The following is a 22,429-nucleotide window of genomic DNA, read 5'->3' as shown; positions in this document are numbered from 1 at the left end:
CACCCAAGCTGACGTGCGTCGCCGGCAAGCGGCTCACTTGCCGGCCTTCGCGATCCAATCCGCAGGCTTGATGCGCCCTGCGAAAGCCGCCGCACCGGTGGTGCTTGCCCGGTAGACGAAAGCTTCGCCTTCCTGCACGTCCCCGGCATCCTTGCCGAAGGCATCGGCGATGTTGGTCTTGTGGGTGACCAGGACGGTGTTGGTGCCCGCCTTGGGCGGCGCATCGACGAGCTGCCGCACGGCCTGGCCCGCTTTTGCATTTGCACCGGTCGGATTTGCCATGCCCGACGCACTCGCGTTGCTGCTGTCCGTCAACGCGTCGACTGGCTTGAGCTCGCGACCGGAGATCAGTCTGCCCGCCTCGATCGCGCGGTTCAGCTTGCTGGTGTAGACATCGCCGATCGGGATCGCGAGTTCCTTGATGGCCGTCCCGATCTGGCGCGCCATGTCGCGGCCCTTTTCACTGAGCTGACGCTGGGCGCTCATGTCGTCGAACTTGAAAGGGTAGACATCCTTTTGGCTGTCGTCGGTGGCCGTGTGGCGAAACACCAACACGTAACCGCCTTGCTTGAGCGAGGCGATCAGTTGCGAGCTATCGGCCGCGGTGGCTTGAGTGGAACCACAGAGAAGGATCACGAAGGCGAGGCGGCAAAGCATGTTCATGCGAAATCCTCTGCTTAAAATGCCCCAGAGGATGGTGACGCGCGAAGCGCTCGATTTCAATTGTCGATTGCCGTCCGAGATCGGGTTCCTATGGAATCCGGATCAAACCGTCAGCTGCCGCGCCGCCGCCAGTCCGGCCAGCGCCTCTTCCAGCTTCTCGCGATCGAGCGGCTTGATCAGAAACCCGTTCATGCCCGCTTCAAAGCAGGCGTAGCGATCTTCCACCAGCGTATTGGCGGTGAGCGCGAGGATCGGCGTGTGGTGGCCGCCTTTGGCCGCCTCATGCGCACGGATGCGTTTTGTCGTTTCGATGCCGTCGAGCTGCGGCATCTGGATGTCCATCAGCACGAGATCATAGGGCGTGCCGGCCGAGGACGCGCCGAGCCAGGATTCCAGCGCGGCCTCGCCATTGATCGCGATGATGACGCGGTGACCGAGTTTCGCCAGTAGCGAGCGCATCAACAGCGCATTGATCTCGTTGTCCTCGGCGACGAGAACCGAGAGGCCTTTCGCCGGTACCGCGCCGGTGGATGGGGCAGATGGCTCCGGCGCGAGATCGGGCGAGGCGACCTCCGGGGGCAGCGCGAGGCGTGCGGCGAGTGAGGCCGCGCGCAGCGGCTTCACCAGGAAGCCGGTGAAGGCCGGCGAGATTTTCTCGTGGCGCGAGCCGGACGTCAGCAGCACGAGGCGTTGCGTCGCATGGCTGCGTGCGGCTTCGCCGAGGCGGTCGGCAATGGCAGCGCCGAGCGCGCGATCGATGAGCACCGAATGCCATGAGCGTTCCGGCAGCAGCGCTTCCGCCACCGCGGCGTCCGTCACCATGCAGGTCTGGCCGCCCCAGCGCTCCAGCCGCCGCGCGATCAGTGACGCCTCGATGCCGTCGGCAATCAGCAGGATCGACTTGCCTGTGAGGTCGGGACTCGGGAACGCCGTTTCTTTCGTGCCGACAGGGGATGACGCCAGCGGTACCGCGACCTCGAAGGTCGAACCCTTGCCCGGCTCGCTCGCGAGCGTGATGCGGCCGCCCATGCGCTTGACGATGCGCTCGCTGATAGCGAGACCGAGGCCGGTGCCGCCATAGGTGCGGGCGACGCGTTCGTCGGCCTGCTCGAATTCGCGGAAGATGCGCTGTTGCGCGTCGGCTGCGATGCCGATCCCGGTGTCGCGCACCAGAAAGCTGATTTCGTTCGGCCAGATGCCGGGCTCGACGATCAGCGCGACGCCGCCGCTCGCCGTGAACTTGATGGCGTTGCCGGCGAGGTTGAGCAGCACCTGGCGCAGCCGCGCGGCGTCGCCGACCACTTCGAGCGGCAGCCGCTCGTCGACATAAGCGGCGATCTCGAGCTGTTTCGCCTGCGCGCGCGGCGCGAGCAGCTCGGTGATGTCCTCGATCAGGGCCGAGAGCGCGAAGGGACGCTGCTCGAGATCGAGCTTGCCGGCCTCGATCTTAGAATAGTCGAGCAACTCCTCGATCAGCGCCATCAGCGCTTCGCCGGAGGTCTTCACGGCCCTGGCGTAGGTCGACTGCTCCGGCGTCAGCGTGGTGTCGAGCAGCAGCCCGCCCATACCGATGATGCCGTTGAGCGGCGTGCGGATCTCGTGCGACGCCATCGCCAGGAAGCGCGATTTGGCCCGGTTGGCGGCGTCGGCCTGATCGCGGGCCTCGGACAGCGCCCGCTCGGTCTCGGTGCGGTCGGTGACGTCGCGTCCGACGCTCTGCAATTCGGCGGGCTGGCCGGCGTCGAGGCGGACATAGCCTTCGCGCCAGGCGATCCAGCGCGCGCCGAGCGGAGTTGCGATCTTCTGGTCGTGAATCCGCGTGCCGTTGCTCTCGCGGGCGCTGTCGCCCTGCTCCAGCACGTCGAAATCAAAGCGCGTGCCGACCAGCGCGCCGCGCGCCTGTGCGGCAAGCGCGCAATAGGCGTCGTTGGCGAAGGTGATGCGGCCGCCTGTGTCGCGCAGCACGATCAGATCGCCCTGCTGTTCGAACAGGCTGCGAGCGCGCTCCTCGGCCTCCTTCAGCTCCCAATTGCGGTCGATCAGCGTTTCGTTGTGGGCAGCCAGCGCACGCATCCGCTTGTTGACGAAGCGCAGGCGCATGCTCAGCGTGGCGAGGCCGAGGCAGGCGAGCGCGAACAGGAAGCTGACGCCGATCGCAAACGCATTGGGATCGTAGCCGGACGTCTCGGACCGGCTGCCGGAGACAAACCCATAGGCGCCGCCGAAGGTCGCCGAGAAGATCATGAAGGAGCGGATCGCGAAGGCGATTCGTGGGTACTGTCGCCTGAAGCGACGCATGCGCACCTTGATCCGGAACGTCCGATCCATCGCCACCGACCCGACTCTTTTCGTAAAAACCTGTGCTCGCTGTAAACGACGATGTGCCGCCGACCTTGCGAACAGTTTGAGGCCCTGCGACCGCCTCCAAACAGGGTTGACGAGACGTTAACGGCGCAAAGCGAGGCGGCTCAAAGCGAGGCCGCCTGGAGATGGCGGTGGCCGCCGCGGGCGCCGACGATCAGCGCCGCCGCCTCGCGCTGCGAGAAGGTTTTCGAGCGCACATAGACCCGGTAATCCGCCGGCCCCTCGGTGGAGAGATAGACCACCTGACCGCCGTCGACGGGCTGTGCGGCAATCGAGATCAGGCGAGTCGAAGGGTTGGCCTGACAGGACTCCGATTCCGAACCGGGGCCGTCGTCGACAACGGCGAAATCGGCAGCGTCCGCATCCTCGGTGATCTGAACCCGCACCGTGGCGCGCGCGGGATCGTCGGTGAAGGCGACATGCACGCCGGCGGTCCAGAACAGCGACGTCAGCTCGACCGAGGTGTCGCCGAGGGCGATGCAGGGATGCGAGACCGATCCGATCTCGCTGCGCGCGAACACCGCGGCCGCCAACAGGGGAACAACCGAGGCCAGGATCTTGAAACGCAACATGACACGCTACTCGCCAGGCCCTGTACGGGGAACTGATGGGCCTTATGGTTTGCAGAGCGTAAAGGAAACTCGTTACCGCCGGGTTGATGCCGGTATCTGGGGATGAGAATCTCAGTCGGTTAAGCGCTTCTATTCGTTTTTCGCTCGACTTCAGTGAGAACCAAATAGCTGTTCTTGCCGAAGCTGATCGCCCACAGCGCTGCCCAGGCGCCCCACCTGTTCCTGACCTCAATCTCGACGATTTGGCCAGGCGTGGTGCGAACGATGAGCGGCTGGCTCCTGCCCCAATCAATGGTCGCCTCGATCGTGCAGGCACCGGCCGGCAGCGTGACCTCCAACGCGTCATTGCGCGCAAGCTTCCCAACGCTGGTCCCGTTGACCCACAACTCGTACGACCTCAGCCGATCGGCATATTGGGACGGGCGGACAAATCTGATGGTGCAGGCATTGACGTCGGTCATGGTTCAATCTCGGGCATGGTGATGTTGTCGAGAAAGCTGCGGCGGCGCATCGCTCAGGCCAACTGGCGCACATCCTCCGCGAGTGCGCGGTAGGACAAGGCTTCGGCGAGATGCAGCCGGCCGATCCTGTCGGCGCCGTCGAGATCGGCGAGTGTGCGCGCCACCCGCAGCACGCGGTGATAGCCGCGTGCCGACAGCCGCATGGTCTCGGCGGCGTCGCGCAGCAGCTTCTGGCCTTGCGCATCCGGCTTGGCGATCTCCTCAAGCACCGAGGCCGGCGCTTCGGCATTGGTGCGAACCTTCGGCAGGCCGGCATCCGCGTAGCGCGCGAGCTGGATGTCGCGCGCGGCGGCCACGCGCGCGGCGACTTCGGCCGAGCCCTCCGCCGGCGGCGGCAGGATCAAATCGGCCGCGGTCACGGCGGGAACCTCGATGCGCAGGTCGATACGGTCCATCAGCGGCCCCGAGATGCGGGCCTGGTAGTCGCCAGTGCAGCGATCGATGCGGCCGCGCTTGCAGGCATAGCCGGGCTCGAACGCATTGCCGCAGCGGCACGGATTCATCGCCGCGACCAGCATGAAGCGTGCGGGATAGGTGACGCGGTGATTGGCGCGGGACACCGAGACCTCGCCGTTCTCCAGCGGCTGGCGCAGCGAATCCAGCACGCGCGGATCGAATTCGGGGAGCTCGTCGAGGAACAGCACGCCCTGATGCGCGAGCGAGATCTCGCCTGGCCGCGCCCGCATGCCGCCACCGGTGAGCGCGGCCATGCTGGCGGAATGATGCGGCGATCGAAACGGCCGCCGCGCCGTCAGTGCGCCGCCCTCGATCTCGCCGGCGACAGAGGCGATCATCGAGACTTCGAGCAACTCGCCCGGTGACAGCGGCGGCAGGATCGAGGGCAGGCGTGCCGCCAGCATCGATTTGCCGGCGCCGGGCGCGCCGATCATCAGGAGATTGCGCTACATTTACTGGTAAGCAAAGTATTGCCTCCATCTTATACCTATGAAACCCGCAGCATACAGCTACATCAGATTCTCCTCCCCAGAGCAGGCCAAAGGGGACTCTCTCCGGCGTCAGTCCAAGCGAGCGGCAGACTGGGCAAAGGAACACGGTTACCAAATCGTCGATGTCCTCCAAGACTTGGGAGTGTCCGCTTACCGCGGCAAAAACACCGCCCAGGGGCGGCTCGGCGATTTCCTAGCCTTGGTACAGGCGAAGAAGATAGCTGAAGGATCCGTTCTCATAGTCGAGTCCTTGGATCGATTTTCGCGAGAGCAGGTGCGGAAGGTTCTCCCAACTTTCCTAAACATCATCAACGGGGGCATCGGGATCGTCACACTGATGGACGACCGGCTGTACACTCAGGATTCCTTGGACAAGGACACCTTCGAGCTGTTCGGCAGTCTCTCCGTGATGGCCAGAGCCCACGAAGAGTCTCAGCGGAAAGGCGAACGTGTCGCGGAGGCGTGGGCCGAGAAACGGCGGCGTGCCGGCCAAGACAACTCGGAGAAGCTGACCGACCGCGTCCCTTCTTGGCTGGAAGTTCGGCGCGACCAGCACGGCCGGCGCGTTTTTGTCCCAAACGACGACCGGGTCGACATTGTCAAAAGGATATTCGAAGAGACCGCCAACGGCTGCGGCCGTCGGATGATCGTCAAGCGGTTGAACGGCGAGGGCGGGCTATCGTTCAAATCCAAAAAGGCTTGGCAGCCCTCGTCGATAGCTAAGATAATCACTGGCCGGGCAGTGCTCGGCGAATACCTTCCACATAGGCGAAACCGGAAGGGCAAGCGAGTTCCGGATGGCCCGGCGATCAAAGGCTACTATCCGAGCGTGATCGAAGAGGACCTTTGGCAGAGAGCGAACGCCGCTATGAGACGCCGGCGAACAGGGGCTGGCGGTCGACCTCACGCCGAAGCCGCTAATCTCATTCCTTCGATCGCCCGGTGCTCCTGCGGCGCCCGCATGATGTTCGTCAACAAAGGTAAGCCGCCCCGAGGCGGGCGTTATTACCTTTGTTCAAAGGCGGCCCGGAAAGGTGGCTGCACCCTTACACGACACTGGAAATGCGAACTTGTGGAGCGGGCTCTCTTGAATCGGTTGGACAAGGCAGTCCTTGAGCAGGCCGTCATTGGGGGTGGCGAGCCGACGGGCCGGTCCGCAAGGGACTACGATTTGCTTATCCAGGAATTGGTGCGGAAGCAAAGGCGCGTACTCGACTTCCTCACCGACAACAAAGACCACGAAGACGATCCCGTCTTTGAGGCGAAGATCAAGGAGCTCAGGGCCGAGATCGTGGCCGCCGAACGGGAGCGGAATCAGGCTGCGAAGACAGAAATGTCGCGGCTCGATCTGCCGGAAGCTAGATCTTCTTGGGCGGAAGCGCGCGCGTTTGCTCGCCGACTCGAAAACGCGTCCGGCGAGGAACGCGTCAACCTTAGGCGCCTGATCATACGGAGGATTCGGACGGTGCTCACCGAAGTACGCTTTTCATCGCACGCTATTGCCGTCGTTGTCGAACTCCCGGGCAAGCCGATGGAGATGCCCGTAGGTCCGATGGCTTGGATAAGAAATATCGAATCCAGAATTGAGGACAAAAGACAGCGATACTTCGCGTGTGATAAAATCTATACGGACGATCCCGAACATGCGGCCCGAATGGGAAGGGAACCCTACAAGCCCGGCTCTGGAAGTTTTCTGTACCCGATGCAGAGACTTCCTGAGGCAGGATAGATCGGTATTCAGCCGAGCTCCTCGCTTCGGATTCCCGGGAACTTCTTGGCCAACCATGCCTGGTGATCGGGATGTCCCCAGCGCCATGGAAGCTCCTTGTCCTGAGTGACGCCCACGCGAACCCTGTTGAGCAGGTTAGTTAGGGGCTCTGAGGGACGGAGCAGGCGGAAGGGACGGCGGAGCAACGACGCACCGTCAAGCTCTGGATCAAGACCCATCGCCTCGCCCAAATTGAACGGCCCGTTACAGAGCTTTTTTTCGTAGCCCCTTGCGCGGTTCTTGACGGCGCGGTCGGCAGCGTCCGACTTGCTGCGGCGCTCAACCATCACTTCAATTCCGAGGACGGGGAGGCCCGCGCGGACGAGCACGGTGCTGCCTCCGTCCGGCTCGCCGCAGACGATGTCCATGGCCCACATGCCGCGGTTGCCATGAATGCGCACGGTCCCCTGCGGCCTCAGGTTTTTTGTTTCTTTGTTGCGTCGCGAGCGGTTTTCGGGGTGCAGGTGGGAGGCGCGGTCGCTACCTCCTCCGTAAGCCTCGACGTCAATCAGCATGACCGCGGTCCCGTTATCACGACCGTGTAGACGCATCCGATTAGGCATGGCGCCACCGAAGCCGCGGAACGCGCGAGAAAAGCCCCGTCGACGTCCACGTACTTTCTCCCGAAATATTCGGTCATCGAAAGTCCACGCTAACAGCGGCATATCCGCGCTTACAACTCCTGTAGCGCCATCCCGCGATTACTAGCCGTCGGACGCGCCCCCGTCGAGCCGCTCGGCCCGATGGCGAGCGCGTTGAGGGTCGAGTAGGCGCATGCTTCGAAACTCTTAATGTCAGATGCCAAATAGCGCCCCTTGCGCGGAATTTCGGCCGTAACGACGCAGGATTTGGCGCCTCGTTTCGGCCATCAGGCGGAGGGCCTCACCACTAGAAGCCCCAACTATGTCGGCGCCGGTCATCCTCCGTATCTCGTCGATCATCTGCTTGTAAGGCGCGGTTTGCGCCGTTCCCGGACGCCGGAGCGCATCCAAGAGCTTGCTGTCGACGGCAACAGGCCGCTGCTCATCGAGCAAGGCAGCACGACTGCCGTCAAGTCTCGCTGCGGCCGCGATCGCATGGGATTGGCCTAGTCCCATTTCCAGCCTGGTGGGCGCCCCTTGCGGAATGGACCGCGCAATCTCGAGCATGCTGCGATGCGACGCTGGTGGTGTAATCCTTGCCGTCGCCAGCCGATTGCGGGCGGATGCTAGTTCGACATCTGCCACGTAGCGCCACTTCTTCACTAGGCGATCGATGACGGCATCCTCGCTCGCGCCGAGCCCTTTCCAGCGCGAAGATCGGTAAAGCTGTCGAGCCGCCTCCGTCGCCTTTAGACTGGGGTCCTTGACGATGGCCTCGGCCATCAGTCGCAGCGCCGTGCGGTCCCACTTGTAGTCGCTGCCGGACGGCCGTCCCACCTTCTTCGTTTGCATCTACGTTAACTCCTTTTTTGACCATGCCGAAAATAGGGGTTCGGTAGGGCATACGCGACCGGGAAGAAGTCCGGAAAAGCCGAGAATAACTAACATTCAAGCGAGAATAATTGCATTAAAGCGAGAATAATCCGGAGAGTAGATTCGATCACCGATGCGCTTCGATTCGATCATCAAGCGGCAGAGTTGCTGCTGCGCAATTTGCTCCGCGGAGAGGCCGCCCAGGAACCCGACGATTCCTTGAAGCGTTGCACTGCCGTCAGTTTCGCAGACGGAGGAGCAGATGGCAGCGAAGAAGAAGACCGCACGTGGACGCAAACAGGATCGTGCCCGCGTGGCTAAGGGCCAGGACTACGAAGTGCGATACGAAGCAAAGAAGACTGGCCGCTCGGCCTCCGCGGTGAAGAAAGCCGTGAAGAAAGTCGGCAACAGCCGCAAGCGGGTCGAGAAACGTCTCGGCCGCTGAGGGGAGGTTCGCCGCGTATTCGGCATGGCGGTTGGCGGCCATCAGATCCTGCAGGAGAAGCGGGTGAAGGCGGTCAGCGTCTGCAGGCGCGGCTCCACGTCGCGCAGGTAGATCTCGGTCCGGAGAAACGCGAGCTCGGTGTCCAGCGCGGACTCGCGGACGTCCACGTACCAGGATTTTGGCCGACCGTCCGTTCCGTCGCTCCAGTGATAGCCGCGGCGCTTCAGCGAGTCCTTGAGTTCGAACGGCGACTGTTCGGCCCAGATCCGGACGGCCTTCTTTCGTGCGCTCTCGAGCAGGACGGCGAGCGCGGGCGCACCGGTCGTTGGTAGGTCGAAGTCCAAGATCTCGAGCAGCGCGTGACAGTCGTCGACCGCGCGGTGCGCCTGGTGGAAATAGCCGGCGCCATTCAGCAGGTAGCCGAGCTTCGCTCCATCGAAGCCGTGCTGCCGCCAATCGACCTCGGTCGCGGAGCATGCCCAAGCATTCCGCTCGAAGATCGGCCAGTATCTCTCGGCAAACTTCCTGTCGAAGCCGGCGTTGTGCGCGATCGCGATCACTGCGCCGTCGACGAAGGCCGCGACGGCGGCCTCTTCTAGCTTGTGGCCGGCTACCATTTCGTCGGTGATGCCCGTGATCGCGACTACTTCGGGCGGGATCGGACTCGAGGGCTCGTTGAAGGCGGAGAAGACGTCGCGGACGCCGACGATGCGGCCGTCCTGCAGGTAGTCGAACTTGACCATGCCGAGCTCGATGATCTCGTCGCGGGCGTGGTCGAGGCCGGTCGTTTCCGTATCGAGGAGGATGGCCGTCCGGACCTCTTGCCCGACTGTCGCCGGGGTGTAGGTCCCCCGGGGGACGAGGCGGCGCAGCATGCGGTAGTCCCCAGACCGCGCGAGCGCCTCGGCCATCGCGGCCAGGTCCGCCGGGTCCAGAAATTGCTCGTCTCTGAGGGGCTGGGTCAGCGAGTCCATTGGTTCACAATACCGGCCGAAACCTCCACGAGGTACCTGGAAAACAAGCGATTCACGACGTTTTCGGACGTACTCGGGCGCGCTGCGGGCGGCTGGCCGATTTTCCTGTTGACCGGCTCGGCGCATGTCGGAACCGCTAGGCCCCGTTCGTCTTGAGTCCGAGTACCCTATTTGGAGTTCCGCGTTCATGGCCCCCCGCGCCAACTGGAAAGGCTTCCTTCGCCTGTCGCTCGTCACCTGCCCGGTGGCGCTGTACCCAGCGACCTCGGAGAGCGAAAAGATCTCCTTCAACCAGCTGAATCGGGCGACCGGCCACCGCATCAAGTACCTGAAAGTCGACGCCGACACCGGCGACGAGGTCCCCAACGAGGACATCGTGAAGGGCTACAAGGTCGACACCGACACCTTCATCGAGGTCACCAAGGAAGAGCTCGAGAACGTCGCCCTGGAATCGACCCGGACCATCGAGATCGACGAGTTCGTCGACCGCAGCGAGATCGATCCGCGGTACCTGATCCGTCCCTACTACCTGCGTCCGGACGGCAAGGTCGGCCACGACGCCTTCGCGGTGATCCGCGAGACTATCCGCGAGATGGACAAGGTCGCGATCGGGCGGGTCGTGTTGACCAACCGCGAGCACATCATCGCGCTGGAGCCGCTCGACAAGGGCCTGATGGGGACGCTGCTGCGCTACCCCTACGAAGTGCGCGATCCGAAGGAATACTTCGACGAGATCGATGACGTCAAAGTCACCAAGGACATGCTCGACCTGGCCCGGCACATCGTCGATCAGAAATCCGGATCCTTCGAGCCCGACAGGTTCGAGGACCAGTACGAAACGGCCCTGGTCGACCTCATCAACCAGAAGCGCGCCGGCAAACCGATCGTGCCGAAGGATCGGCCGAAAGGCGAGAACGTCGTCGATCTGATGGACGCGTTGCGCAAAAGCGTCGGCGGCGCGGCGACGGAGAGCAAGTCTTCGAAGAAGCCGGCCAAGAAGGCGAAGAAGGCTGCGGCCGGCCAGAAGGAAATGCTAATGCCGATCGCGGGCAAGAAGCCGGCGAAGGAAGCAGCGGCAAAGAAGCCCGCGGGCAAGCCGCAGCGAAGGTCCGCCTGACCCAAGATTAGGAGAGCGGCATGGATATCAAGGAAGCCTCGGCGATGACGGAAGCCTCCGGGCTGGTGAACGAGCAGGAGCCGGCCGCAGAAGCGCGCCGGCCGCGATCGATTCAAGACGCCGCCGCCGGTTGGGCGGATCGACTCCGCAAGGCCACCGTCGAGGCGCCGCTTCAATCGCTGGCCGTCGCCTTCGTGCTCGGAATGTGGTTTAGCCGCCGTCGGTGAACGAGAGCGATGCCGGCCGGCTGGTAGTGTCTTCTCGCGATCTTGCGGGCGTCTGCACCCCCGAAGGAGGCGGGAACCCCCGCCGATCCGCCGCGGTTTCGAGCAGATCTCAGGCGGGCTCTAGCGGCATCGAGAACAGGAATCGGGTCTCCTCGGGCGATGAGGTCACGGTCAGAGTTCCTGCATGCGCCTTGGCGATTTGGGATGCGATGTAGAGACCCAAACCCAGTCCTTGGCGGCTCGCCCGCGCCTTCCCGCGAAAAAACGGCTCGAACAGCTTATCCATCGTGTCAGGCGGGATAGGCTCTCCGGTATTGGAGACCCAAAGCTCGAAGGTGGCCCCGGCCGTAGCGGCACGAACGACGACGGGCTTGTTTGCCGCTCCGTGTGTCAGAGCATTGCCCAGAAGGTTGGACAGGAGCTGGCCGATTCGGGTGCGATCGCATGGTATCGGCCGATCTATCTTGAAGTCGGTTTGGATTTCCCGCCCTGCGGAGGCCAGTCGGAGCTCATCGACGACCTGCGTCAGGACAGGTTCGAGCGGCTTGTCGGCATCCGTTTCCAGAGCAATGCCGCCGCCCAGCCGGCCGCGCGCGAAGTCGAGCACGTTGTCGATCATCGCAGCCATCCGCATGATCGTGGTCTGCATCATTGCGATGATCTGGTGCTCTTTTTCGCTCTGCGCGGTCCGGTCGAGGATGCGCGCGCCGGCGCTGATGGATGCGAGCGGATTGCGAAGGTCGTGGCCGAGAACGGCGATGAACTGCTCGCGCAACTCGGAACTCTGATGCTCGAGGCGCAGCACTTCCTTGGTCGCCCTCTCGGCGGTGACCGCCAGCTCGCGGGCGGCCAGAAGCTCCTGTTCGTAGCGCCGCCGATCCGTCGCCTTGATCAGCGCAAGACGTATCAGCAGCAGCTTCCCGTCCGGATCGCGGCGCTCGTTCGCGTTCGCGATCATCTGCAGCGGGGTATCGTCCGCAGCGAGCATGTCGATGGCGAATTCGTGGAAGGAGCCCTGCATCCGCAGGAGGGGCATGATGTGCGTCTCATAGTAGATGCGGCCCGGGATCGTGAGGAAATCGCTGAAGCGCTTCCCGATCATCTGCTCCGCGGAATGCCCGCTCCACTCCAGGAAGGTCCGGTTCACCTGATCGACGCGGCCGTTCGCCTGCACGGTGATGTAGCCGCAGGGTGCATTCTCGATCAGATCCTGGAAGTCGGGAGCGGAGTCGTCCACTAGACAAAGGTCCGCATCGAATCGACGACTTCGTCCGGCGCGCTGAGGTTGGGACAATGGCCGGTCGCCTTCAGAACGATCATCCGGCTTTTTGGAATGCTGCGATTCACGTAATCGCCTACCTCCTGCGATGCGATGATGTCCTCGCTACACTGCAGGACCAGGGTCGGAACGCTGACGAACGGAAGATCCTTGCGGTTGTCGGAAGTGAAGGTCACGCGGGCGAATGCCTTTGCGATCTCGGGATCCGTTCGGCAGAAGCTGTTGGTGAGCTCGGCTCCAAGCTCTGGGCGATCCGGATTGCCCATGATCGCCGGCGCCATCTGCGCGGACCAGCCCATATGGTTGGATTCCAGAAACTGGAGGAGCTCCTCGATCTGCTTTGCGCTGAACCCGCCCACATAGCCTTCGTCGTCGATGTAACGAGCGGAGGGGCCGATGAGCACCAGCTTGCCGAACATGTCGGGCGCCTTCTGAGCGGCGAGCACCCCGATCATGCTGCTGACCGAATGACCGACGAAGACGGCGTCCTGGAGATTTAGCTCGCGGCCGATTTCCACCACGTCGTCCGCATACCCGCCCAGGCTGGCATACTTGCTCCGGTCGTACGCCGACAGATCGGAGCCGCCGGCGCCCACGTGGTCGAACACGACCGTCTTGAAGTCCTTCTCGAATGCGGGCGCCACAAACCGCCACATGTTTTGGTCGCAGCCGAAGCCGTGAGCGAACATCATCCCCCTGCTGCCGGCTCCCCGGACGTGGACATTGTTTCGTTCGATCACGTCCGGCATCGGTAGGCTCTTCTTTTTTTCGGGAGGTTTTTGTCATCGTAGTCGCGGCCGCGTGGCTCGCCAACCGATCTTTCCTGGACCGGCCGGAGTACCCGGGGTCGAGGGGGATGTCTCGGATTTCAACCGAGGCTCGGCCTTTCCTTGCCCATCGTCCTGATGGCCTCGACGATCCGGTCCGGATGGTACGGTTTGTGGAGTGTCAGACTATCCGGGACCGGCCTGGCCTCGACCGGGGAAAAGCCGGTCACGTAGATAACGGGGAGCCCTGGATCGCGCTCTCGGCACCGCTCCGCGATCTGCCAACCGTCAATATGTCCGGGCAGCTTGATGTCGGTGACGAGAACGTCCGGATGTTTCGTTCGGCACAGTGACAGTGCCTCCTCGCCTTCTCCGGCCTCGATCACGTTCCAGCCTTCGTCCCGCAGCGCCTCGACTACGAATTCCCGAACGAGCGGATCGTCCTCGACTACAAGTATACGCACCGGACGACCCTCAAGACTTTGATTCGCAATCAGTTTCGAACGTCTGAGGTACCGGGAGGTTCCGCTGCTGCCGTTCTTGGTCGAACGGCTACTCCCCGGGCTGGCACTCCGGGCAGGTATCGCCGATCGAATCCAGCACTTCGCGGACTTCCACGACAGCCTGGTCCGGGGACAAGCCGTCAGGTGGCTGCTGCCTGGCGATATTCAGCGCGTGGTCCCGCGCATGGGGATCGGCGCGGTCTTTTGCCCAGCCGTGCTCCTCGCATTCATGGATGGCACCGGCCTCCTGCAGCACGTGGATAGCCCAGCCGCGCAACGTGCGGATCGTCCGTGGTTTTTCCCTTGTCATCAGCATCGCGATAGCTCCTGCCGAGACGAATCCTTGGGCCCGCCGGCTCGTTCCTGGCGGTTAGCACGGGTCAGGGATTCCGAAATGCGGTGGCTCCGCTTTGTCCACGTGTTCGCCGCCCTTTTTCTTAAACTAGCTAAATGCGGGAACCGGCCAGCTTTCCCCCAATGTCGGAATGGACGATTCACTACTGGCCAAATTGCAGATCGCGCGGGAGGACAGTCGAAGGTTGCGCGATGAGGCCCGCGCGCTTCTCTCCGCTTTGAGAAAACAACGCGCACTTCTCCGGCTTGCACGGGCCGACGCGGCATCGACCCGGGCCGAGTTGATCGCGAAGCGAGCAGACCAGCTCCCCTGACGGGAGAATTTCGTCTGCACCAACTGCGAGGACGATCCGCTGCACGACCCCGCCGCCTGCAGGTGGGCGGACAGCCCGCTGAGGCCCGCCGGGAAAGTGACGGCGCGTCGCCTAGAATAGATCAGCTGCGGTGTTGAGGCCGCAGGTCATCGCGGCCGCAAGCGATAGCAAAAGCCCAAGGCCGCAAAAGATCAGATGGTTTTCAGATCCTCGGCCTCGACATGCATACCCGTCGAGCGTGAGAGCGCGTTCACCAGTGCGGCCATCATCGGTCTCCTCCGAGAAAGCGGCAGCATAGCCCGCAAAGGCGTCGGCGAATGTGAACCATCTCTCAGGTCCCACAGCCCCCGACGTGCCGGCGGCGAAGTGGACACGGTCGCGATCTGCCTCCTAGCACAATCAAAAATGAAAGGTGGAGAGGCCTTGCGTGTCGGAACCAAGCTCCGCCGCTCGTCTTGAGCCCGCGAAATGAACTCGCCACAGACAAGGCTGCCGAGCCTGCGTCAGCCGGGCGAATTCAACAGCAAGTATTCGTCGGAACGGACAGGTCCTCCAGGATGACGCAGCCGCTCGCGGGGCCTCCGGCACATCTGGACGAACAGCTTTCCGCGAACTCGGCCAGGCTTTTTTCGAGTGCACGCAGTTCGACCAGCTTTTTTCTCACGCCGACGAGATGATCCTCGGCAAGGTCCTTAGCCGCAGTGCAGTCTCGTTCCGGATTTCCTATCAGCTCGACGAGCTCACGGACCTGCTCGATGGGAAATTGGAAATCGCGACATCGTCGAATGAAGATGAGACGCCGCAGGTCGGAATTCCGATAGACCCGATGCCCGCCGGGGCCTCGGGAGGGCTTCGGCAACAGTCCGACTTCCTCATAGTAGCGGATGGTGGCGACGTTGCAGCCGGTTTGGGCCGCCAGGGTACCAATGGTGAGCGGCGACGCGTCGAGGGGCATGATCTCTCCGAAACGTGACTTGAACCTCAAGTTACTTGAGGTCCCAGGGTCCCGGCAAGACAACCCAGACAGGCTCACGTGATGATGAATGCGATCAAGCTCGCGGCCGCCGGCGGTCTATGCATGCTGTGCTGCGCGCTGCCGATTTCCGCTGTCCTCGCGGGCGGCATCTTTCAAGTCGGCGCGGCGAGTTGGGGCGTTGCCGGCGGCCTAGGGCTGCTGGCGGCTGCTGCGGTCGGCGCCCTGTTTGCCGGCCGGAGAAGGCTTGCGAAGCCCGATGTGCCATCTTGTCAATGTTCGTCCCCGGGACCTCGGCTCGACGAGGTCGCCCCGCCGATCGCGTGCACGTTGGCGGCCTCCAGCTACCACGAACGTGTGAAGTCAATCCGAGCGCTGGCCTCGCACTCGCTGATTTCGGCGCGCAGGGGACCGCTGTCACTGCATCTGGTCTACGCAGCCGACGCCCTCGGCGAGGTCCGCGCTCTCGTCCGCGCCGAGCAGTCCTGTTGTGCTTTCCTCGACATCCTGACCATCGAGAAAAATGATGGCGTGCACGTCACGATCACGGCGCCTCCCGACGCAGCCCTGGCTGCCGAGGACCTGTTCAACCATTTCGCACCCGAACTCGCTCATCAACAAGTCTCATAAGGAATCGACCATGAACATCGACCGCCGCACCCTCTTACTCGCCCTCGCCGTCACGGCGCTGATTGCTCCCCAAGCTCATGCGTCGAATGGGCTGCCGTTCGACACCGCCGCGTTCAAAGCTGCCCAAGCGTCCGGGAAGACGATCGTCATCGAGATCACGGCAAAGTGGTGCGGCCCGTGCCAGCGGCAGCGACCAGTCGTCGCGAAAATGCTGGAAAAGCCGGAATTCGCGCACCTGACGATGTTCGATGCCGACTACGACGCGCACAAGAAGGAGCTTCTCGAAATCAATGCGCTGCAGCTTACGACGCTGATTCTCTATCGCGGCGGCAAGGAGGTCGCACGCTCCTCCGGAGCGACCAGTCCCGAGGCGGTCGAGGCGTTCTTCCGGAAAGCGCTGTAGGGCGGTCATAATGGAGCTTTTCAGCATTCCGCTGGCACTGATTGCCGGCCTGTTCTCGATCCTCTCGCCGTGCGTGCTTCCCTTGCTGCCGATCGTGCTCGGCGCAGCGGTCTCGGAACACAGATACGGACCTGCCGCTCTCGCCGGCGGGCTCGCGCTGTCGTTCACCGCTATCGGAATGTTCGTCGCGATAGTCGGTTATGCCATCGGTCTGGACGGGGAGGTTTTCCGCAAAGTCGCGGCTGTTTTGCTGGTTGCGGTGGGGGCCGTGTTGGTCGTGCCGAATTGGCAGGCGCAGGTGGCGCTCGCTGCGGGGCCGATCGCCAACTGGACCGAGCAAAAATTTGCCAGCGGCCGGTCCGGAGGCCTGGGAGGACAGTTCGGCGTCGGGGTCCTACTCGGTGCCGTCTGGAGCCCCTGTGTGGGTCCGACGCTGGGCGCGGCATCCGTACTTGCGGCACAAGGTCGAGAACTTGGGCACGTCGCGATGACCATGTTCGCCTTCGGAATCGGTAGCGCGCTGCCGCTCCTCCTAGTTGGTGTGCTGTCTCGCGAATCCTTGATGCGCTGGCGTGGCCGCATGCTTTCGTTCGGCAATGGCGGCAAGGCCATTCTCGGCGGCGTGCTCATCGCCAGCGGGTTGCTGATCCTGTTGGGTCTTGATAGGGCTCTCGAAACGGAGCTGGTCCAGGTTCTTCCGTCGTTCATGGCGGATTGGGCGGGACGCTTCTGAAGGAGCAGCGCGAGTGGATTTGGCGTGATCACGGTTCTGTCTTATGCAGGCGCCGCTGTCTCGGAGATCGCAGGATGTTTCGCGTTCTGGGCCTGGCTTCGGCTGGGCAAGTCAGCACTGTGGCTCGTTCCAGGCATGGCATCGCTGGCTCTCTTCGCCTACCTGTTGACGCTCGTCGACAGCGACGCCGCCGGCCGGACCTACGCCGCGTACGGTGGCGTGTACATCGTCGCGTCTATCTTGTGGCTGTGGATCGTCGAGGGGCACCGACCGGACCGGTGGGACGTCACCGGCGGTTCCATCTGCATCGTCGGCGCCATCGTGATCCTGCTGGCGCCCCGGCCTTGAGATTGACGTCATTCACGCATCGTGACGGAGGTACTTGGGCGGTCCGGGGCCATTGTCGAGCTTCGACCTCGCTAAGGCGTTAAGCGGTCGGCGCGGGGTCTTCCTTCACGCCGCTGGCGACGATCCGCAGCGCCCCGTCTGGAAGCGGCCGCTGCAGCTTCAGGGCTTCCTCCGCGGGCGCGGTCATCCAGGTCTCGACCTCGTCGGGCGTCGTCAGGATCACCGGCATCGCCTTCGGATGGATGGCGCCGACCTCGGCGTTCGGCTCCCGAATCCATTCGATGAGGTCGGTTCTCGGCCAGCCAGACGGGTCCACATCCGCTTGGGCGATGTCGAGGGGCAAGTTTTCGCACAAGATGCGGATGCCGACCGCCGCAAGCAGCAGCAAGAGACCCGGTCAGGTCCGAGCGGAAGTCGGCTGGCGCCTGGCTGGCTCGCTTGCGGCGCAAGCACCTCAATGAAGGTGGCCGCGAAGCCGTTCGATCAGTTCGAGCAGATCTTTCACGTACTCCTCGACAACGCGGCGGGCCTGCTCCGTGCGCGAAGGCTTCGCCTTGGTCTCTTTGCCGCCGTTGGGAGGAGCCTGAACCGGCCGCTTCATGACCGGATTTAGAGATGACGTCGGAAGGCGCGATTGACCTGAATCAAGGAAAGGCATCCACCGCTTCTAGTCGCGGGGCGGACAGTCCGGACACGTGTCGCCGATCGAATCCAGCACGTCGCGGACGGCGGCTCAGGCATCGTCCGGAGAGATACCGGGGGGCGGGCGCCGACGTGCGATGTCGTAGGCCCGCTCGCGAGCGTGCGGATCGGCGCGATCCTTCGCCCAGCCGTGCTCCTCGCATTCGTGGACGGCGCCGACTGCCTACAGCACGTGGATGGCCCAGCCGCGCAACGTCCGGATCGCCTTTGGCTTTCCTTCGTCATCAGCATCGGAATCGCTCCCGCCGTGACGAATCCATGGGACCGTCGGCTCGTTCCGGGCGGTTAGCACGGGTTAGGGATTCCGAAATGCAGAGGCTCCGGATTGTCCACGTGTTCCGTGCGGCTGTGCAGAACCCTAGACCGTGGACGTCGGCTCCTTCACGCGCGAGCCCAGATATGGAGCGCTCCGTCCGGAAGCGGCGGCTGGAGCTTCCCTGCCTCGTCGGCCGGCGCGTCAGCAGGTCTCGACCTCTTCCGGCGTCGTCAGGATCATGGGCACGGATCATGGGCACTGCCTTCGCATGATGGCGCCGATGGCGTCCTTCCAAGAGCCACTCGCCTTCGATCGAAGCGGTATCGAACCTGCTCAACGGCGCCAGCGCCGGGTAGCTAAACAGAGAAACGCCTCCGCAAGTTCGTTGTCGTCCAATCTACCGCTCGCCATTCGATCTTCTCGATAGCAGGAGCGGGGCCGTCCGAGGCGACTTGAAGCCGTGCGTCTTCCGAGACCATTGCCAACCTATGTTAATCGTCCTAGCCTCCGGCCTTCCAGACGCTTCAACGTCAGCGTGTTCCTTCAAAGCGGTTTGCCGTGGAGAGAAGGTGATGATGCAGGCAGGCAGAATGCGGTAGTCGGGCGCGCTCGACCGCGACCGATCTGAGTGCGCCAATCAATGCGCCGGTTGACTGACTTCGTTCCCAATTGACCAGAAATCTGTCGCCATCTCACCGATGGCGCGACCAAGACGGCGCGGAAGCGTCGTCGGACGGTTTCGGTCGTACACAAAGAAAAAACATACGTCGATCACGACGGAGGACCGAATGCCGAAGATCCCGACGCTTCATGCTGCCACGTCCATTGCTCTCGCGCTTTCCCTCTTCCTCCCGAGCGTTCCGGCACTTTCCGCACCGCTTGCGCCGACCTCCGAACTCGCCCGAATCGCGACGGGGATGCCTGACCTGGTCGAAGTCCGTGCGGCCGCGCGCGGCGGCCGCGCCGTCGTAGGACCGCGCGGCGGGGCTGTAGTTCATCGCGGAGGGGCCGTCGTGGGCCCGCGCGGGGCTGCCTACCGTGGCCGCACGGCTGTCGTTGGGCCCCGAGGCAACGTCGCGGTTCGGGGCACCACCGTCGTCCGGGGGCGCGGCGGTTGGGCGCGGCCGGGCCGTTACTACTGGCCGAGGGGCGGCGCGATTGCCGCAGGCGCTGCGATCGGCGTCGTCACCGCGGCGACCGCGGCGGCTTGGGCGGGCGCGGCGCCGGCGCCCGGCATGTGCTGGTACTACACCGATCCGGGCCGGACCCAGGGCTTCTGGGATTACTGCCAGTAGCGGCCCAGGGACGGTGCGATGACGATCCGGTTGACCGATCATCCTCCAATAGAATCCGCGGGCATGCTCTGGCTCGCCGGCGGCACCTTCCGCATGGGCTCGGACCGTCATTATCCGGAGGAGGCCCCCAGCCATCGGGTGACCGTCGACGGATTCTGGATCGACCGCACGCCCGTTACCAATCGCCAGTTCAAGGAATTCGTCAACGCGACGGGGCATGTCACCACTGCGCAGATCGTACCGGACCCCAAGGATTACCCAGGCGCGCTGCCCGGCATGATCTTCGCGGGCTCGCTGGTGTTCTCGCCGCCTAATCGCGTCATTAATTTGCACGACTGGAGCCAGTGGTGGAGCTTCCAAAAGGGTGCCAACTGGCGCCGTCCGTACGGACCCAAGAGCAACATCAAGGACCTCGATGACCACCCGGTCGTGCACGTGTCGTACGCCGACGCGCTGGCCTACGCACGATGGACGGGCAAGGATCTGCCGACCGAAGCCGAATGGGAGTTCGCCTCGCGGGGCGGCATCGACGGCGCCGAGTTCGCTTGGGGCACCGAGTTCAGTCCCGGCGGCATCCACATGGCCAACACCTGGCAGGGCGAATTTCCCCGGCAGAATCTGAGCGAGGACGGCTATGAGCGTACCTCGCCGGTGACCGCGTTTCCTCCGAACGGGTACGGCATCCACGACATGATCGGGAACGTCTGGGAATGGACGTCGGACTGGTACTCCCAGAAGCATGAAGCCGATGCGCCGAAGGCCTGCTGCATACCTGAGAATCCGCGCGGCGGTCGCGAGGAAGCGAGCCTCGATCCGAACCAGCCGAACATCCGTATCCCGCGCAAGGTCATCAAGGGGGGCTCGCACCTGTGCGCGCCGAACTACTGCCGGCGCTACCGGCCGGCCGCGCGTCACGCGGAGCCCATCGACACCTCGACAAGCCACCTCGGATTTCGCTGCGTAAAGAGAGCCCCGGCGCCGGAATAACTCTCAGTCCTCACAGTGAAGAAGGAGCCCAGGATGCCCGACGACACCAAGGAGCAAGACAAGAACGAAGCGCAGTTGCAGGCGAGCGAAGATCGCGCCCATACCCGTCGTAACATCCTGCTGGGCTCGTCGGCTCTGGTGGCGGCGGCGACGATGACTTCCGCTGCGCTGGCGCAGGCGCAGAAGGCGGCGCCGAGTCCCGCGTCTTCACCTGCTTCAAGCGGCCGCAAGCCGAACATCGTCATGATCATGGCCGACGACGTCGGCATCTGGAACATCAGCGCCTACCACCGTGGCATGATGGGTGGAAGCACGCCCAACATCGACCGACTCGCACGCGACGGTGCGCTGTTCACCGACTACTACGGACAACAATCCTGCACCGCGGGGCGCGCCGCCTTCATCACGGGGCAGACGCCGTTCCGCACGGGCCTGCTGAAAGTCGGCCTTCCGGCGGCGAAACAGGGGTTGCAGGATTCCGATCCCACGATCGCGGATTTCCTCAAGCCGCTCGGGTATGCGACGGCGCAGATCGGCAAGAACCATCTGGGGGATCGAAACGAATATTTGCCCACGGTTCATGGCTTCGATGAATTCCACGGGATCCTCTACCACCTCAACGCGCTGGAGGAGCCCTACGACCCACAATATCCGAAGGACGCGAAATTCCGCGAAAGGTTCGGCCCGCGCAACATCATCAGCAGCGTTGCTACCGACGCCGATGATCCGACGGAGGATCCGCGCTGGGGCCGTGTCGGCAAGCAGAAGATTACGGACGCGGGTCCCCTGCCGCCGCATCCGGGCATGGACCCTGCCGCCAAGGTGAGCATGGAGGACATCGAGCCGGATCTGGTGAGGCGTTCGTGCGACTTCATGGAGCGCTCGGTGAAGGCCAACAAGCCGTTCTTCCTCTGGCACAACTCCACGCGCTGCCACTCCTTCACGCATCTCTCAAAGCAATGGGACGGCAAGACTGGCTTTGGCCTGTTCGCCGATGCGATGGCCGAACTGGACTGGGTCGTGGGCGAGCTGCTCGCCAAGCTGGACGCACTCGGGGTGGCCGACAACACGATCGTCATGTTCACCAGCGACAATGGTGCCGAAATCTTCAGTTGGCCCGATGGCGGCAATCATCCGTTCCGTGGCGAAAAAGGCACCGTGTACGAAGGAGGCTTTCGCGTGCCGATGCTGGCCAAGTGGCCCGGCGTCATCAAGCCGGGAAGCATCATCAACAACGTGATGTCGGCCGAAGACTGGATGCCGACCCTCGTTGCGGCTGCCGGCGGCGATCCGGATCTGAAGAACAAGCTGCTCACCGGCTACAAGGCGGGCGAGAAGACCTTCAAAAACCACCTCGACGGCTACAACTTCATGCCGTTCTTCGAAGGCAAGGTCACCGAAAGTCCGCGCCGGGAGTTCTTCTATTTCAGCGACAACGCCGATCTGATGGCGGTGCGCTATGACGAATGGAAGATCACCTTCAAGACCATCGTCGGAAACCTGTTCTCCGGCAAGGAGGATTCCACCAACGTCCCGATCGTGACCAACCTGCGCGTCGACCCCTGGGAGCGCTATCAGACCGAGTCAACCTCCTACGGCGAATGGTGGGGAAAGAAGCTCTGGGTAATGATGCCCGCAACGACGGTGATGGGGCAGTTCCTCGCAACGTTCAAGGACTACCCACCGAGCCAGGTCTCCGGGTCGCTGAGCGTCGAGAAGGCGTTGCAGGCGCTGCAGCAGGGAGCCACAAAAAACTGACGTCCGACGCGACTTGTCGTGATCAATCAAGTGATGGAGGTGGTGCTTTAGGCCCACCTCCTGATCTGGGGCAGC

At 63.4% G+C, this 22,429-nt stretch carries 24 protein-coding genes and 3 pseudogenes; 11 read left to right on the top strand and 16 right to left on the bottom strand.

The genetic code is table 11. The annotated features are described in order from the left end of the window. Window positions 1-33: 33 nt before the first annotated feature. The 5 genes and pseudogenes from AC0L30_RS31115 to AC0L30_RS31095 form a co-directional block, all read right to left on the bottom strand. Entirely contained in the window at window positions 34-663 is a 630-nt protein-coding gene (locus tag AC0L30_RS31115) for a histidine phosphatase family protein (RefSeq protein ID WP_354200293.1), read from the bottom strand. 102 nt (window positions 664-765) lie between these two features. After that, the gene (locus AC0L30_RS31110) at window positions 766-2,991 is read right to left on the bottom strand and encodes an ATP-binding protein (protein WP_473405963.1); all 2,226 of its coding nucleotides are present in this window, start codon (window positions 2,989-2,991) and stop codon (window positions 766-768) included. A 140-nt stretch (window positions 2,992-3,131) separates the two neighbouring features. Continuing rightward, window positions 3,132-3,599, bottom strand: a complete 468-nt coding sequence (locus AC0L30_RS31105; RefSeq protein WP_007598455.1) for a hypothetical protein — start codon at window positions 3,597-3,599, stop codon at window positions 3,132-3,134. Window positions 3,600-3,718: 119 nt separating this feature from the next. Further along, window positions 3,719-4,060 carry a hypothetical protein gene (locus AC0L30_RS31100; protein WP_354127084.1) on the bottom strand — a complete coding sequence of 114 codons (342 nt, stop codon included), beginning with the start codon at window positions 4,058-4,060 and terminating at the stop codon, window positions 3,719-3,721. 53 nt (window positions 4,061-4,113) lie between these two features. Then, a pseudogene (locus AC0L30_RS31095) lies at window positions 4,114-5,019 on the bottom strand (YifB family Mg chelatase-like AAA ATPase); the annotation flags it as partial. Between the two features lie 46 nt (window positions 5,020-5,065). On the opposite strand from AC0L30_RS31095, the gene AC0L30_RS31090 reads away from it, so the two are divergent. Continuing rightward, a complete protein-coding gene (locus AC0L30_RS31090) occupies window positions 5,066-6,796 on the top strand; it encodes a recombinase family protein (protein WP_473405959.1) in 1,731 nt (576 codons plus the stop codon). A gap of 8 nt (window positions 6,797-6,804) precedes the next feature. Here AC0L30_RS31090 and AC0L30_RS31085 read toward each other — a convergent pair whose 3' ends face one another. Both AC0L30_RS31085 and AC0L30_RS31080 read right to left on the bottom strand, forming a co-directional pair. Continuing rightward, window positions 6,805-7,386, bottom strand: a complete 582-nt coding sequence (locus tag AC0L30_RS31085; RefSeq protein WP_473405962.1) for a DNA-3-methyladenine glycosylase — start codon at window positions 7,384-7,386, stop codon at window positions 6,805-6,807. Window positions 7,387-7,629: 243 nt separating this feature from the next. After that, window positions 7,630-8,268, bottom strand: a complete 639-nt coding sequence (locus AC0L30_RS31080) for a hypothetical protein (protein WP_473405958.1) — start codon at window positions 8,266-8,268, stop codon at window positions 7,630-7,632. A gap of 283 nt (window positions 8,269-8,551) precedes the next feature. Between AC0L30_RS31080 and AC0L30_RS31075 the strand changes: the two genes are divergently transcribed. Further along, complete coding sequence (locus tag AC0L30_RS31075; protein ID WP_085352473.1) at window positions 8,552-8,734, top strand: DUF3606 domain-containing protein; 183 nt, start codon at window positions 8,552-8,554, stop codon at window positions 8,732-8,734. Window positions 8,735-8,775: 41 nt separating this feature from the next. On the opposite strand, the gene AC0L30_RS31070 is transcribed toward AC0L30_RS31075, so the two are convergent. Beyond that, window positions 8,776-9,708: a 3'-5' exonuclease gene (locus AC0L30_RS31070; RefSeq protein ID WP_473405957.1), complete on the bottom strand. Its 933-nt coding sequence runs from the start codon at window positions 9,706-9,708 to the stop codon at window positions 8,776-8,778. Between the two features lie 187 nt (window positions 9,709-9,895). Between AC0L30_RS31070 and ku the strand changes: the two genes are divergently transcribed. Then, window positions 9,896-10,825, top strand: coding sequence for a non-homologous end joining protein Ku (gene ku / locus AC0L30_RS31065; RefSeq protein WP_473405956.1), 930 nt, complete (start codon window positions 9,896-9,898; stop codon window positions 10,823-10,825). 20 nt (window positions 10,826-10,845) lie between these two features. Beyond that, entirely contained in the window at window positions 10,846-11,052 is a 207-nt protein-coding gene (locus tag AC0L30_RS31060) for a hypothetical protein (RefSeq protein ID WP_473405955.1), read from the top strand. A 109-nt stretch (window positions 11,053-11,161) separates the two neighbouring features. Here the strand turns inward: AC0L30_RS31060 and AC0L30_RS31055 are convergent, their stop codons facing one another. The 5 genes from AC0L30_RS31055 to AC0L30_RS31035 all read right to left on the bottom strand — a co-directional run bounded on the left by AC0L30_RS31055 (window position 11,162) and on the right by AC0L30_RS31035 (window position 15,224). Further along, window positions 11,162-12,289 carry a PAS domain-containing sensor histidine kinase gene (locus AC0L30_RS31055; protein ID WP_473405954.1) on the bottom strand — a complete coding sequence of 376 codons (1,128 nt, stop codon included), beginning with the start codon at window positions 12,287-12,289 and terminating at the stop codon, window positions 11,162-11,164. Further along, complete coding sequence (locus AC0L30_RS31050; RefSeq protein ID WP_473405953.1) at window positions 12,289-13,080, bottom strand: alpha/beta fold hydrolase; 792 nt, start codon at window positions 13,078-13,080, stop codon at window positions 12,289-12,291. The genes AC0L30_RS31055 and AC0L30_RS31050 overlap by 1 nt, the downstream gene beginning before the upstream one ends. 119 nt (window positions 13,081-13,199) lie before the next feature. After that, entirely contained in the window at window positions 13,200-13,562 is a 363-nt protein-coding gene (locus AC0L30_RS31045) for a response regulator (protein ID WP_473405952.1), read from the bottom strand. A gap of 88 nt (window positions 13,563-13,650) precedes the next feature. After that, complete coding sequence (locus AC0L30_RS31040) at window positions 13,651-13,917, bottom strand: hypothetical protein (protein ID WP_473405951.1); 267 nt, start codon at window positions 13,915-13,917, stop codon at window positions 13,651-13,653. 869 nt (window positions 13,918-14,786) lie between these two features. Continuing rightward, window positions 14,787-15,224: a MerR family transcriptional regulator gene (locus AC0L30_RS31035; protein ID WP_456766558.1), complete on the bottom strand. Its 438-nt coding sequence runs from the start codon at window positions 15,222-15,224 to the stop codon at window positions 14,787-14,789. 81 nt (window positions 15,225-15,305) lie between these two features. Between AC0L30_RS31035 and AC0L30_RS31030 the strand changes: the two genes are divergently transcribed. The 4 genes from AC0L30_RS31030 to AC0L30_RS31015 are packed head-to-tail and all read left to right on the top strand — an operon-like array spanning window position 15,306 to window position 17,356. After that, a complete protein-coding gene (locus AC0L30_RS31030; protein ID WP_473405950.1) occupies window positions 15,306-15,872 on the top strand; it encodes a hypothetical protein in 567 nt (188 codons plus the stop codon). A 10-nt stretch (window positions 15,873-15,882) separates the two neighbouring features. Beyond that, on the top strand, window positions 15,883-16,275 hold the full coding sequence (locus AC0L30_RS31025; RefSeq protein WP_473405949.1) for a thioredoxin family protein: 393 nt from the start codon (window positions 15,883-15,885) through the stop codon (window positions 16,273-16,275). A gap of 10 nt (window positions 16,276-16,285) precedes the next feature. Beyond that, complete coding sequence (locus tag AC0L30_RS31020; protein ID WP_473405948.1) at window positions 16,286-17,008, top strand: cytochrome c biogenesis CcdA family protein; 723 nt, start codon at window positions 16,286-16,288, stop codon at window positions 17,006-17,008. Between the two features lie 24 nt (window positions 17,009-17,032). Then, window positions 17,033-17,356 (top strand): YnfA family protein, encoded by a 324-nt coding sequence (locus AC0L30_RS31015; RefSeq protein WP_473405947.1) that lies wholly within the window; start codon window positions 17,033-17,035, stop codon window positions 17,354-17,356. 79 nt (window positions 17,357-17,435) lie between these two features. Here the strand turns inward: AC0L30_RS31015 and AC0L30_RS31010 are convergent. From AC0L30_RS31010 to AC0L30_RS31000, 3 genes and pseudogenes are all read right to left on the bottom strand, one after another. After that, window positions 17,436-17,624 (bottom strand): annotated as a pseudogene (locus tag AC0L30_RS31010) (SOS response-associated peptidase); the annotation flags it as partial. A 186-nt stretch (window positions 17,625-17,810) separates the two neighbouring features. Then, a complete protein-coding gene (locus AC0L30_RS31005; RefSeq protein ID WP_473405946.1) occupies window positions 17,811-18,014 on the bottom strand; it encodes a hypothetical protein in 204 nt (67 codons plus the stop codon). A 75-nt stretch (window positions 18,015-18,089) separates the two neighbouring features. Then, window positions 18,090-18,289, bottom strand: a pseudogene (locus AC0L30_RS31000) (hypothetical protein). Window positions 18,290-19,102: 813 nt separating this feature from the next. Between AC0L30_RS31000 and AC0L30_RS30995 the strand changes: the two are divergent. The 3 genes from AC0L30_RS30995 to AC0L30_RS30985 are packed head-to-tail and all read left to right on the top strand — an operon-like array spanning window position 19,103 to window position 22,354. Beyond that, a complete protein-coding gene (locus AC0L30_RS30995; protein WP_473405945.1) occupies window positions 19,103-19,609 on the top strand; it encodes a hypothetical protein in 507 nt (168 codons plus the stop codon). Between the two features lie 18 nt (window positions 19,610-19,627). After that, complete coding sequence (locus tag AC0L30_RS30990) at window positions 19,628-20,596, top strand: formylglycine-generating enzyme family protein (protein ID WP_473405944.1); 969 nt, start codon at window positions 19,628-19,630, stop codon at window positions 20,594-20,596. A gap of 33 nt (window positions 20,597-20,629) precedes the next feature. Further along, window positions 20,630-22,354 carry an arylsulfatase gene (locus tag AC0L30_RS30985; RefSeq protein ID WP_473405943.1) on the top strand — a complete coding sequence of 575 codons (1,725 nt, stop codon included), beginning with the start codon at window positions 20,630-20,632 and terminating at the stop codon, window positions 22,352-22,354. Window positions 22,355-22,429: the final 75 nt, after the last annotated feature.

Source organism: Bradyrhizobium sp. MI1.11 (assembly GCF_055811255.1).
Note: the sequence above shows the minus strand (reverse complement) of the source record. Positions and strands in the feature narration are given on the sequence as shown.